The organism is Schaalia odontolytica (genome assembly GCF_024584435.1).
Classification (GTDB): Bacteria; Actinomycetota; Actinomycetes; order Actinomycetales; family Actinomycetaceae; genus Pauljensenia.
In genome coordinates this window covers 2,208,015-2,220,529 of sequence record NZ_CP102197.1, presented here as the reverse complement: position 1 = coordinate 2,220,529, position 12,515 = coordinate 2,208,015, and the positions used below count along the sequence as shown (strand labels likewise).

Here is a 12,515-nt window from a genome sequence, read left to right as displayed (position 1 = left end):
GGAAGGAGGAACGCCACGTGGGCGGGCTTTCAGCCGTCGCTACCCCCGAGGTCGTCGGCCCCCTCCTTGGTGGCGTCGTTCAGGCCGGGGATCTCGATGTCGTCCGCTCCGTCGGGGGATACGCCCTGGGCGGCCGCGATCGCTCGGATCGCCGCCTGCACGAACTGCTGGTGGGCGACGGTCGCGCCCGTGATGACATCGACCTTGGCGGGGTCGCCGACCTTCGTGAGGTTCTCGGAGTACTCCTGGTAGGAGGCGACGGCGGCCTGGGCCTTCTTGTAGTAGTCCTCGTTGAAGACCTCTCCGGCCGAACTCTTCCCGTAGTCGCTTCCCTTGTCCGTGCCGTCCGCGAGCGTCGTCTCGTACGAGGTCGCGGTGATCCGCCCACCTTCGACGGTGATGGTGATCGTGCCGACGGAGCCCTGGTCGTCGGCGTTGGACTGCGCGGTCCAGGTCCCATCATTGAGGGGCTTGCTCATGTCCAGGCCCGTCGAGGGCTGACAGGCGGCCAGGATCGTGGCGCCGAGGGCGCCGAGGGTCGCGTAGGTGGCCACGCTCCCCCACCGGGGGGAGCCGGAGGGGCTGGGGGGCGTCGATCGACGGTTCATCGTACCTTGTCCTTTCCGCTGCGGGAGGCCTGCGCGTCCGCCGGGACCGCGAGGTCTAAGGTGCGCGAGTCGTGGTCGTGCCACGTCTCTTTCACGACCTTACCGTGGTCGAGACGGATCTCGCGCTGCCCTTGCTCTGCGACGAGCGCGTCGTGCGTGACGACCATGAGCGTCGTGCCGTCGCGGTGGAGCTGGTTGAACAGGTCCAGGACGATCTCCTCGTTCGTTTCGTCGAGGTTGCCGGTGGGCTCGTCGGCGAGGACGAGCTTGGGGTAGTTGATGAGCGCGCGGGCGACGCACACGCGCTGCTGCTCGCCGCCGGAGAGCTGGCGGGGAAGGTGGGTGGCGCGGTCGGCGAGGCCGACGCGGTCCAGGGCCTCCATGGCTTCCTTCTCGTCCGGCATCGAGTGGTAGTACTGGGCAACCATGACGTTCTCGAGGGCGGTGAGGTGGCCGATGAGGTGGAACTGTTGGAACACCAGCCCGATGGTCCGGCAGCGGACCTCGGTGAGTTCGTCGGCCGTCAGGTCGGAGATGTCGTGTCCGTCGAGGGTGACGGTGCCCGTCGTCGCCGTGTCCATGGCGCCGACGATGTTCATGAGGGTTGTCTTTCCGCTGCCCGAGGGGCCGACGATGGAGACCCACTGGCCGCGCGGGATCTCGAGGGAGACGTTGTCCAGGGCGTGCAGGTCGCCATAAATCTTCGAGACGCCGTCGAGGCGGAGGAGGGGGTGCGCGGGCTTTGCCTGGGGATCGGCGGGGAGTTTCTCTGGGGTGTTCATGGGTCTTCTCATTCTCCGCGCAGGACGAGCGCGGGGTCGACAGCCAGTGCGCGGCGCACGGGCGGGAGGCAGGCGAGGACGGCGATGAGGATCGCGCACGCGACGGTGGCGATCAGGATGAGGGGGTGCAGGGAGATGGTGCGGTGGAACACGGAGGTCGAGATCAGGGTGGCCAGGCCGTATCCGGCGCCCGCCCCCAGGATCCCGCCGATGGCTCCGAGCATGACGCCCTCGCCCATGAACTCCGCGGTGATGGAGCGGGCGGTGGCGCCCAGGGCCTTCCGCAGGCCGATCTCGTTGCGGCGTTCGGTGACGACGGCGATCATCGTCGTGGAGACGCCGATCATGGTGAGGGCCAGGACGATGACGGTGACGACGAGGAGGAGGGAGCGCAGCATGTTGAGAACCCCCGTGTCCGATTGGGCGAGGCGCCGCACCGTTTGAGCGTGAACGTCGGGGTTGGAGGCGTTCATGGCGTCCGCGACCGCGCTCAGCTGCTCGCCCTCGAGGGCGATGGAGTATTCCGCGAGGGAGACCGCTCCCTGGGTTCCGGTGAGCGCGGACATGTCCTGGGCGGACATGTACAGGTAGCCGTCCTCGTTTCCACCGGTCTTGAGGATCCCGGAGACCGTCAGGGTGACGGTGCGCGGTTCCAGGGACAGGGAGGAGGCCTGGGCCGCGTCGGCGCCCGACTGCTGGCCGGATGCCTGGGCGGCCTTGGCGGACGCGTTGCCATCGAGTTGGCTGACCGTGATGGTGTCTCCGGCCTTGACGTCGATCGTGGAGGCGATCTGCTCGCCGACGAGCGTCTGCCCGGGCGCATCCGGCCACGCGCCGTCGACGAACCAGAAGGGGTTCATGGCGCGCACAGCATCCAGGTCGGTTCCTCCCGCGACGTAGGGCTGGTCGTTGACGGTGACCGTCTCGTAGTCGAAGGCTGCGGAGCCGACGAGGGCGTCGGCCGGCACGTGTTCGGTGGCGGCGGCCACCGCCTCGTCCGTGATGCTTCCTTCCCCGCTGGGGGTGAGTACGAGGTTGGCGCCGTAGGAGCGGATCTCGCGGGCCATCTGCGCGGGCACGTCGACGGCGATCGTGACGAGGCCGGACAGGGTGGTCGCACCGATGGCGACGGCGAGGACCGCGATGAGGACGCGGGAGCGCCGGCGCAGGATGGAGGAGGTGATCATCCGCCAGAACATTGCTCGTCTGGACATGTGGCTCACCTTCCGTGGAGGACTTCCGCCGCGTTGAGACGCAGCAGGTAGCGGATCGCCGGGATGGAGGCTCCCAGGACGACGATGATGACGAGGACGGCGACGAGTCCGACGACGACGGGGGCGAAGGCGATGGCCGAGCCGAAGACCATGTATCCGATGGCCTGGGCGAGGCCGAGCCCCGCTCCGTAGCCGATGACTCCGCCCACGAGTCCGACGACGATCGTCTCGGCGAGGAAGAGGGCGATGATCTGTTTGTCTTTGGCGCCCACGGCCTTCATCAGGCCGATCTCACTGGAGCGCTCCATGACGCCAGCGGTCACGAGATTCGCGATGGCCAGGGCCGAGGCGATGAGGGCCAGGACGGTGACCAGCACCATGAGGAGCTGCGTCTTCTCCAGGACGGTTCCCTCGGACTGGGCGACCTGGCGGACGGGACGGGCGACCGAGTCCGTCATGACCTCCTCAATCTGGTAGGCGATGGAGGAGACGTAGGCCGTGCAGTACCAGGTCTCCTTCTCGGACACGCTCAGCGAGTTCGGGTTCTTCGCGGCCTTGCGGGCCAAGTCGTTGTCGGGGGTGGTCAGGGCCGAGACCTCGACGCTGCTGACGACCCCCTCACGTTCAATCAGTTCCTGGGCCGCGGGAAGCTGAATGTAGACACCGCGGTCGGCATCGTCCCCGGTGGTCACGACGCCGCGCACCGTGAATTCGCGGCTGATGCCCGCGCGCGTGAGCGTGAAGGAGTCCCCCACGTTCAGGCCGCGCTCGGCGGCGTAGGTTGCACCCACGATGGCGCCGTTCGGATCGTCATCGGTCGGCCACGCGCCCGTGACGTCCCACCATCCGCGCAGCTTGTCCAAGCCGGTGTCGATGCTCTCTCCCGTGGCGAGTTCGAGGTGGTGGCTGAACCAGGTTCCCGTGGTCGCCACGGGGGCGCCCGAGGCATCCGTGGCGGACACATTCAGCAGCGGCGCGAAGTCGAGGATGTTGTAGGTCCAGAAGATCGTCTTGATGTTGCCCAGCTCGTCCTCGCGCAGGTAGGCGTGGGACTCGCTGGCCTCTCCCGTGGAGTACAGGTCGGACAGGACGGCGGCCCCCTGGGCGCGCACGACGATGTTGGCGCCGTAGGACTTGAGTTCCTGGTTGACCTTGTCGCCGACGTTGAACATGACGGAGAGCATGGACGTTGCCACGCCGGCTCCCAGCGCGATAGTCAGGGCGATCATGAGGTGACGATTGCCTCGCCTCGTGAGCGCGCCTCGCAGCATTCGGATAAACAAGCGTGCCCCTCTACTTCGCGAAGATGGGAGCCGAGGCCTCGAGGACCGAGATCGGCACGGTCAGGGTCCCGTTGGAGACCTTGTACTCGATGGGTATCGGGTTACACCCTCCCTTGAAACCGATGGTCGCGATGTTCATCGCCACCTCGCACAGCTTGCAGATGACCTTGCCGTCCTTCTCGTAGTAGCCGGTCGGACCGCAGATCTCGCACGCGTCGAGTCCCACGCCAAACGAGGACCCGGACTTTTGGATGACGATGAAGCGCACCTTGACGCCGGTCGAGGTCGTGTACTCGAAGCGGTGCAGGTGTCCGTCGGAGATGTCGGCCAGGTTGACGCTGACCTGGTCGTCAACGACGCTGTGCGCCTCGGGGGCCGAGAGCTCGACCTCTTGGCTACCGATCGCGACGCCGACGGTGATGAGGAGTGCCCCGCACAGGTATCCGACGGCCGCCGTGCCCGCCATGGACTTGTAGAGGCGAGAGCGGGCCCGGCCCAGGCGTCCCTCGGCGGGATTGGCACCGACGGTCGGGATCGAGCGGGAGGCGTGCCACGTGAGAGCGACGACGACGCCGAGGGCCAGGGCGGCCACGATCGTGAAGACTGCCTCGTTGTTGATGAACCAGGAGATGATATTCCACGCGCCCTTGGATACGGTGATCCAGCGCTTGGCTTTCAGGATGCGCACGAACAGCAGCGAGTGATTGAGGACCAGCGAACACAGGATGCACGCGGCCGGCCACACGCGGTTGTTCCACGCGCACAGGCGGTAGGACACCCAGGCGAGGAAACACACGAGCACCCAGGCGAGCCCGTATCCGACAATGGCGAGAACCGCCTGAGTGGAGTAGATCTCGACGCCGCCCGAGAGCATCATGACTGCCTGGTTGAGCGCCGTGGGAACGGAGCGGAAGAGGGCGAAGGCGATAAAGAGGGCGCCGACGAGGCGCACGAGGGCATCCCCTGGCACCGGCGTTTCCGTCGAGAACTGGGCCCGGGCCTCGGCGTCCCCCGTGGGCAGGAGGGAGCGCACGCGCCGCGAGCGCAGGGCGAGGAGCGAGAGGAAGATGAGGGCGAGGACGACCGCGATCGGCAGCGTGTACAGGCCGACGGTCTGGCGGTTGACCGACTTGGGAGCCTCCACGTTGATGATCGTCAGCGCGACGGAGGCGATCGCGCCCGCAGCGATGCCGAACCACACGGCGAGCTGGCGGGCCTTCTTTCCGCGGCGGCCGTGCCCGGCGGCCGGCATGAAGCGGATGACGGCGCCGACGGCGAGCATCGTCAGCAGCAACGTCAACGTCGCTTCGCTCATCTGCTGAAGCATTGGTATTCCTCTCCACACAAGACAACCCGAGACCCAACGGTCTCGGTGGTAAAGCGCCCCGAAGGGCGCGGGGCGAGGTGGCCTCCCGGGTGGGAGCCGCCTCGTCCCCGCTTCAAGCGATCGTCACCAGGAGACGGCCGTGGGATCCCACTGCCAGTCCGGGAACTCGGCGACCAGGGGTTCGGTCCAGAAACGTCCCTCGACGCCCGTGGCCTTGTCGGTGTGGAGCATCCAGCCGTTCTTCTCCGGGGATTCGATGGAGAAGGTCACGTCGTAGGTTCCGGCTTCCAGCTTGGGGATGTTCAGGCCGTAGTGGGGGCCGTCGGAGGCGTTCATCGGCATGAAGGTACCGCTCTGGACGGTGTTGCCGGACTTGTCCTTGATGGTGTAGGTGACGGTCAGGGCGGGGACGAAGTCGCCGGCGCCGTAACCGAGCTTGTTGTCGGCGGCCGCGTGAATGTCGGCCTCCATGTGCATGGACGCCTCGGCTGCGGGCACACCCATGGTGGGTTCCATGTCGACGGGCTGGAAGTAGACGCCGCCCACGACGAGCGGGCCGACGTGAACGTCGTCGCCCAGGGGCTGTTCCTCGAAGCCCGCGTCCTCGCCGGGGGCCGCGGCACCCGAGTCGGCGTCGGCCGAGGATCCGGTGGTGGGCTTCGTGTCGTTGGACGAGGCGTTGTTGTTCGAGCAGGCAGCGAGGGTGCCGGCGAGGGCCAGCGTGGCCAGGGCCGCGCCGACGCGGAAGAGTGAGCGCTTCATGCGATGAACTCCTTAGCGTGTTGGTTGGTGATGGGTCAGCGTCGCTCCGATGAGCTCACTTCCGACTGCTTCGAGGCGATGGCTTCGCGAGCGAGGCGCGCCTTTCCGAAGAAGTAGAGCCCAACGATGAGGACGAGAACAAAGGCCTGCGCGGCCAGGTTCTCCACTCGGGGGTAGATCCCCAAGAGGTCAATGGTGGGGAATCCGGACAGAGGCGTCAGCGAGATAACGTCGGCCTCCTGGAGTTCCTTGATGCCCGATCCCGTGAAGGTGAAGGCCATGAGGGCCAGCAGGATCGACGTGATCGTAAAGAAGGGACGCAGCGGGATGCGCAGCGCCGCGAACTGGATGAGTAGGTAGACGACGAGGAGGATGACGGCGCCAACTCCGAGGCCGATCCACACGTAGTGCACGTTGGCGCCCGCGCCGGAGACGATCGGCACGTAGAAGAGGATCGTCTCGGCTCCCTCGCGCAGGACCGCGAGGAACGAGATGAATGCCAGGCCGAGGAGCGAGCCCCGGGTCAGGGACGCGTCCGTCTTGTCCTTGATGTACCTGTCCCAGGCCTCGTTGGACGACTTGTTGATCATCCAATTCGATACCCAGATCAGCATGGCGACGGCGAAGAGGGCGGCAAAGCCCTCGAGGAGCTCCTGGTTCGCGCCCGCGAGCGAGGAGACATAGCTGAACACGACCGCCAATCCGACGGAGAATGCCAGGGCGAGGCCAACGCCGCCCCACACGATGCCGGTCTTGTCCTTGTGCCCGGCCTTCGCCAGGTAGGCCAGGACCGCGGCGACCACGAGGATCGCCTCCATACCCTCACGCAGGATGACGAGGAGGGAGGGGAGGAACTGCGCGAGCCACGGGGAGGATGCGGAGGAGGATTCGGCAGCCTTGCCCGTGTAGCCGTCCAGGGTATTGGCGTCCTCGCGAACGAAGTTCGACAGGGTCGCGTAGTGTTCGTCGACCGCGCTGGAGTCGTTGTCGGTCATGGCCTTCTTCAGGAGGGAGAACTCCATCTCCACCTGGGACACGCGCGCCCCGGAGATGCGGCTCATGACCTGCTTCTCCATGCCGGTCGTCTCATAGTTCTTGTAGTAGGCGTCGTTGACCTTGTCCTTGCCGCCCTTGGCGTCACCCGCCTTGAAGGTCTCAACCCCCTCGGCGAGGATCCCGTTGATGGTCTGGGCGACCTCGCCCCAGGGGCCAGGACTGTAGTCGGCGGAGGAAGCGGTGCCCGCCTGCCCCGGTGAGACGCCGTCCAAGGTGGCCGCGTCTTCCGTGACGTACTGCTTGAGGGTTGCGGCGTGGGTGTCAACGTCGGAGGCGGCGTTGTCGGTCATGGCTTTCTTCAGGAGGGAGAACTCCATCTCCACCTGGGACACGCGCGCCCCGGAGATGCGTGCCATGACCTGCTTCTCCATGCCGGTCGTCTCATAGTTCTTGTAGTAGGCGTCGTTGACCTTGTCCTTACCACCCTTGGCGTCACCGGCCCGAAATGCGGCGACGCCCTCGTCGATGATTCCGTTGATGGTGGTGGCCACGTCGCCCCAGGTTTGGCCCTGGGCGCGCGAGGGTGTTGCCACGATGAGCGCCATGAGCACGGCCATGACGACGGCGACGACGATGCGGACGAAGTGTTGGATGACGTCCTGCGTGCGGATGCGAAGCACTGTCATCACGAACCTCCTGTAGAACCGGCGGATGGGAGGCGCCGGGCTTGTAGGATTCTTACCCAACGAGAGTAACGTCATGCCCGCCTAGCGGAAAGCACTACGTTTAGGATTACCTAAATTGTGACCGCACAGTCGCCGTCCTTAGCGCTCGAAGACCGCTCCACGCTGGGACCAAGGGCCCGTTTTGCTGACCGCCAGACCGATCCCACCCCCCTTCCGACAGGCGTAGCGCGGCACCTCTCTCTGAGGCTACCACTCGGTCAGACGCTGCGGGTAGCCCACCCACCGGCATCGGCCCACCGCGCCGGACCGATGATCACGAAACGCCCTCGGCTGTCAAGCGGCGGCGTTACCATGGAGAAGTCAGGCTCGTCGAACGAAGGGGTTCGCATGTCTCCCACACGCGATAGGGCCGCGTCCCGGCCCGCTCATTCACCCGCTGCCGAAGAACCTGCGCCGCCCACCAGCCCCGCTTCAGCTCCGAGGCGCACCGCTCGCCCAACGCGAGCCGAGTGGGCGCGCATCGCGATCTTCGGCATCCCCTGCGGAGCGTTGTACCCCACGCAGCTCCTGCGCACCCTGGCGCCGGTGGGATCGGAGCACTTCCTGCTCATCCAGGACTGCGTCAACATCGGACTCCTTATCCTCGCGCTTGCGATCGCCGGGCGCGTTTTCCTCTCGGACTTCTCCTACCTGCGCACTCGCCCCATCCGCAAGGTCGCCGCCCTCCTCGGCCTGTTCGTCCTGACCATGATCGCCCAGAACCTGGCGAACAACGCTCTGTCCACCCCGAGCTCGTTTGGCGACGGTTCCCTCCACTACTTCACGGAGGGCTTCGGCGGGCTCGTGTTCTCCTTCATCGTCGCCCTCGGCGGCCCCCTCATCGAGGAGGTGTTCTTCCGTCACTTCCTCATCGGTACGCTCAGCGCCTACGCCCCCACGTGGCTCGTCGCGACCGTATCGTGCCTGCTCTTTACCCTCATGCACTGCCACGGGTGGCAGGATATCCCCTCCTACATTCCCCTGGCCCTGACCCTCACGCTCGCCTACCTGTGCTCGGGGAAGAACCTGGCCTACGCCTGGCTGTTGCACGCCCTCAACAACTCGCTCGTCGTTGGCGCGGTCTTCCTCTCCCACGCCGGCGCCTAGCCGGACGCACCGTGAGCGCAGCCACCGCCGAAAAGCCACAACCCGTGACACCACTGCTCCGGCCCTACGCCTGCGCACATTAACCCACCTGGTGGCACATGGTCACACCCGCCCAGCCTCCAGTAGATGGGTTTAGCTGCGCACAAGTGGGGTCACGCCTCCCGCAGATGCGCACAACCAACACGCGTCCACAAGCACTGCACTAGTTAGGGAGCATTACACCACCTCCCAACTGGTGCAATACCCACCTAAGTGGTGTAACACCACTTAACAACAAGCATTCACGCGAACACGCACCGCTTACACGACGCGCGAGAGGCCAATGCTGCACCAGTTCGGGAGGTAATGCGACACCACAGTCGACCATTCAACCGGCAACACCGCGAGGACGCTGCACCCGTTACGGGGCACTGCACCCGATCAGAACGGGTGTAATGCCTACGGATCGGGTGCACTGCACGCTCAGACAAGAACAAACGCGGAATCTGAAAGCCCACACGACACGCGGCACAAGAGAACTGGCGAAAAAAAGTCCGCCAACCCCCGGCGCAACAAGCACCGCCCGCAACAACACAACACGGGCCCACACACTAACCCACCTGGTGGCAACGTGGGCCCACCCCTGCGCATGTGAACCCACCTGGCGGCACATGGTCACACCCGCCCAGCCTCCAGTAAATGGGTTTAGCTGTGCACAAGTGGGTTAACACCACCAGTAGATGGGCCGATCTACCACACGCTCCCCCGCCCACAGCACCCCACCCACAACGGAACGAGGCCGTGACCGAACCGGTCACGGCCTCGTCGCGCTCAATCAGCGGCGCTCGGCACAACACGGCCGCCGATCAGGCGGTCATGTCCACGTGGTCCTCAACCGCGGCGCGGCCAGCCTCAAGGCGGGCGACGGGGACGCGGAACGGCGAGCAGGACACGTAGTCCAGGCCCACGCCGTGGAAGAAGTGGATCGAGGCCGGGTCACCACCGTGCTCGCCGCACACGCCGAGCTTGATGTTCGGCTTGGTCGAGCGGGCGCGGCGCACGCCCTCGGAGACCAGGGTGCCGACGCCGTGCACGTCGATGGACTCGAAGGGGGAGACGCCGAAGATGCCGGCCTCGATGTACTGCGGGAAGAACACGCCCTCGACGTCGTCGCGCGAGAAGCCCCACACGGTCTGGGTCAGGTCGTTGGTGCCGAAGCTGAAGAAGTCCGCTTCCTCGGCCAGGTCCTCGGCCGTCATGGCGGCGCGCGGCAGCTCGATCATGGCGCCAATCGACACGCCCGACAGGTCGACGCCCCGAGCGGCGGCGACGGAGGCAATGATGCCTTCGCCCTCCTCGCGCACGAGCTGGAGCTCACGCACGGAGCCGACGAGCGGGACCATGATCTCGGGACGCGGGTCGAGGCCGCGGGCAACGAGCTGCGCGGCCGCCTCGCACAGGGCGCGCATCTGCAGGGCGAACAGGCCGGGCAGGTAGATGCCCAGGCGCACACCGCGCAGGCCCAGCATGGGGTTCTCTTCGTGCATGCGACGGACCTCGACGAGCATCGCCTCGTCGGCGGGATCGAGCGTGCCGGTCGCCCTGGCGACGGCGACCTTCGTCTCCAGCTGGATGAGGGCGGGCATGAACTCGTGCAACGGCGGGTCGATGAGGCGCACGGTCATGGCCTTGCCGTCCATCACCTCGAGCATCTCGAGGAAGTCCTGCTTCTGCAGCTTCTCCAGCTCGTTGAAGGCGGCCTGTCGCTCCTCGGACTCGGGGGCGGAGAGGATCGCGCGCTCGACGAGCGGGCGGCGCTCGCCCAGGAACATGTGCTCGGTGCGGCATAGGCCGATGCCCTCGGCGCCGAAGTCGATGGCGCGCTTGGAGTCGAGGGGGGTGTCGGCGTTGGCACGCACGCTCAGGCGGCGGACCTTGTCGGCGTGGGAGAGGAGCTTGTCGACGGCCTCGACGAGCTCTCGGGTCCCCTGGTCCGCGCCGGCCGCGGCGACACCGGCCTCAAGCCCCTCGGCGAGGTAGGTCGTGACGGGCGAGTCGGTGACCGGGACCTCGCCGCGGAAGATTTCGCCGGTCTGGCCGTCGATGGCGATCGTGTCGTCGGCGGTCAGGACCATGTCGCCGATGGTGACGGTGCCGGCGGTGGCGTCGATGACGAGGGCTTCGGCTCCACACACGCAGGTCTTGCCCATGCCGCGGGCGACGACGGCGGCATGGGAGGTCTTGCCGCCACGCGCGGTCAGGACGCCTTCGGCGGCGACCATGCCGGGCAGGTCATCGGGGTTGGTCTCACGACGCACGAGGACGGTCCTGATCCCCTTCGCGGCGGCGGCCTCGGCCTGGGCGTTGTTGAAGGCGATCTTGCCGACGGCGGCGCCCGGGGAGGCCGCCATCCCGCGAGCGATGAGCTCCTTATCGGCCTTGGCGTCGAACTGGGGGAACATCAGCTGGGTGAGCTGGTCGCCGGTGACGCGCCCCAGGGCCTCGTCGCGGGTGATGAGCTTTTCGTCCAGGAGCTGGGTGGCGATACGGAACGCGGCGGCGGCGGTGCGCTTGCCGACGCGAGTCTGGAGCATCCACAGCTTGCCGCGCTCGACCGTGAACTCGATGTCGCACATGTCGCGGTAGTGGGTCTCGAGCTTGCGCATGATGGAGCGCAGCTCGTCGTAGACGGGCCTGTTGATCTCCTTCAGGGCCGACAGCGGCAGGGTGTTGCGGATGCCGGCGACGACGTCCTCGCCCTGCGCGTTCTCCAGGTAGTCGCCGTAGACGCCGGAGTGGCCGGAGGAGGGGTCGCGGGTGAAGCAGACGCCGGTGCCGGAGTTCTCGCCCATGTTGCCGAACACCATGGTGCAGATGTTGACTGCGGTGCCCAGGTCGTGGGGGATGCGCTCACGGCGACGGTAGATGCGAGCGCGCTCGGTGTTCCAGGAACGGAACACGGCCTCGATGCCCATGTCCATCTGGGTGCGGGGGTCCTGCGGGAAGTCGCTGCCGGTCTGTTCCTTGACGATGCCCTTGAAGGTGTCGACGAGGCCCTTGAGGTCCTCGGCACTCAGGTCGGTGTCGCCGACGACGCCGCGCTCGGCCTTGAGGGCGTCGAGGGCGTCGGAGAAGAGGTCGCCGTCGATGTCGAGGACGGTCTTGCCGAACATCTGGATGAGGCGGCGGTAGGAGTCCCACGCGAAGCGTTCGTTACCGCTAACGGCGGCGAGGCCGCGAACGGACTCATCGTTGAGCCCGATGTTCAAAACGGTTTCCATCATGCCGGGCATGGAGAACTTCGCGCCGCTTCGCACGGAGACTAGGAGCGGGTCGGAAGGATCGCCCAGCTGGCGACCCATCTGGTCTTCGACGCCGCGCAGCGCGGTGGTGACCTCGGTGGCCAGCGACTCGGGAACCGTCGACTCTTTGAGATATGCGCGGCATGCCTCGGTGGTGATCGTGAACCCGGGGGGAACGGGCAGACCGAGCTTCGTCATCTCTGCGAGGTTCGCTCCCTTGCCTCCGAGCAGGTCCTTCATGGACTTGTCACCCTCGGAGAAGTCGTACACATACTTGACCATCGTGGTCCTCAACTTCCTTGTTTTGCGATGACCGACCCGCGCGCGGGTCGCTACCACAGGCAAGAATACACTGCTCTAGGGACCTAGGTCACCTGATGGCGCGACGACGCCCCATTGTCTTGACAAGGCGTCCTAGGGTGCGCCCGCC

Annotated in this window: 9 protein-coding genes; 1 reads left to right on the top strand and 8 read right to left on the bottom strand. The window is 66.4% G+C overall.

Annotation, left to right across the window (positions count from 1 at the left end; translation table 11 throughout):
* Positions 1–29 precede the first annotated feature (29 nt).
* From NQK35_RS09835 to NQK35_RS09805, 7 genes are all read right to left on the bottom strand, one after another.
* Positions 30–608: a hypothetical protein gene (locus NQK35_RS09835; protein ID WP_048742759.1), complete on the bottom strand. Its 579-nt coding sequence runs from the start codon at positions 606–608 to the stop codon at positions 30–32.
* Positions 605–1,390, bottom strand: coding sequence for an ABC transporter ATP-binding protein (locus NQK35_RS09830; RefSeq protein ID WP_257114063.1), 786 nt, complete (start codon positions 1,388–1,390; stop codon positions 605–607). The genes NQK35_RS09835 and NQK35_RS09830 overlap by 4 nt, the downstream gene beginning before the upstream one ends.
* 8 nt (positions 1,391–1,398) lie before the next feature.
* Positions 1,399–2,604 carry an ABC transporter permease gene (locus NQK35_RS09825; protein WP_257114062.1) on the bottom strand — a complete coding sequence of 402 codons (1,206 nt, stop codon included), beginning with the start codon at positions 2,602–2,604 and terminating at the stop codon, positions 1,399–1,401.
* A 5-nt stretch (positions 2,605–2,609) separates the two neighbouring features.
* The gene (locus NQK35_RS09820; protein WP_257114810.1) at positions 2,610–3,875 is read right to left on the bottom strand and encodes an ABC transporter permease; all 1,266 of its coding nucleotides are present in this window, start codon (positions 3,873–3,875) and stop codon (positions 2,610–2,612) included.
* A gap of 22 nt (positions 3,876–3,897) precedes the next feature.
* Positions 3,898–5,214 (bottom strand): DUF2318 domain-containing protein, encoded by a 1,317-nt coding sequence (locus NQK35_RS09815; protein ID WP_257114061.1) that lies wholly within the window; start codon positions 5,212–5,214, stop codon positions 3,898–3,900.
* Positions 5,215–5,337: 123 nt separating this feature from the next.
* A complete protein-coding gene (locus NQK35_RS09810) occupies positions 5,338–5,976 on the bottom strand; it encodes an iron transporter (protein WP_009212541.1) in 639 nt (212 codons plus the stop codon).
* 35 nt (positions 5,977–6,011) lie between these two features.
* Positions 6,012–7,658 (bottom strand): FTR1 family iron permease, encoded by a 1,647-nt coding sequence (locus NQK35_RS09805; RefSeq protein WP_257114060.1) that lies wholly within the window; start codon positions 7,656–7,658, stop codon positions 6,012–6,014.
* A 387-nt stretch (positions 7,659–8,045) separates the two neighbouring features.
* Here NQK35_RS09805 and NQK35_RS09800 point away from each other — a divergent pair, with 387 nt between their 5' ends.
* Positions 8,046–8,804, top strand: a complete 759-nt coding sequence (locus NQK35_RS09800; RefSeq protein ID WP_257114059.1) for a CPBP family intramembrane glutamic endopeptidase — start codon at positions 8,046–8,048, stop codon at positions 8,802–8,804.
* 845 nt (positions 8,805–9,649) lie between these two features.
* On the opposite strand, the gene ppdK is transcribed toward NQK35_RS09800, so the two are convergent.
* Positions 9,650–12,367, bottom strand: a complete 2,718-nt coding sequence (gene ppdK / locus NQK35_RS09795; protein ID WP_257114809.1) for a pyruvate, phosphate dikinase — start codon at positions 12,365–12,367, stop codon at positions 9,650–9,652.
* Positions 12,368–12,515: the final 148 nt, after the last annotated feature.

What these genes read in the sequence shown, in the direction of transcription:
- NQK35_RS09835 (WP_048742759.1), bottom strand. Translation starts at nt 608, where the DNA reads ATGAACCGTCGATCGACGCCCCCCAGCCCCTCCGGCTCCCCCCGGTGG.
- NQK35_RS09830 (WP_257114063.1), bottom strand. Translation starts at nt 1,390, where the DNA reads ATGAACACCCCAGAGAAACTCCCCGCCGATCCCCAGGCAAAGCCCGCG.
- NQK35_RS09825 (WP_257114062.1), bottom strand. Translation starts at nt 2,604, where the DNA reads ATGTCCAGACGAGCAATGTTCTGGCGGATGATCACCTCCTCCATCCTG.
- NQK35_RS09820 (WP_257114810.1), bottom strand. Translation starts at nt 3,875, where the DNA reads ATGCTGCGAGGCGCGCTCACGAGGCGAGGCAATCGTCACCTCATGATC.
- NQK35_RS09815 (WP_257114061.1), bottom strand. Translation starts at nt 5,214, where the DNA reads ATGCTTCAGCAGATGAGCGAAGCGACGTTGACGTTGCTGCTGACGATG.
- NQK35_RS09810 (WP_009212541.1), bottom strand. Translation starts at nt 5,976, where the DNA reads ATGAAGCGCTCACTCTTCCGCGTCGGCGCGGCCCTGGCCACGCTGGCC.
- NQK35_RS09805 (WP_257114060.1), bottom strand. Translation starts at nt 7,658, where the DNA reads ATGACAGTGCTTCGCATCCGCACGCAGGACGTCATCCAACACTTCGTC.
- NQK35_RS09800 (WP_257114059.1), top strand. Translation starts at nt 8,046, where the DNA reads ATGTCTCCCACACGCGATAGGGCCGCGTCCCGGCCCGCTCATTCACCC.
- ppdK (WP_257114809.1), bottom strand. Translation starts at nt 12,367, where the DNA reads ATGGTCAAGTATGTGTACGACTTCTCCGAGGGTGACAAGTCCATGAAG.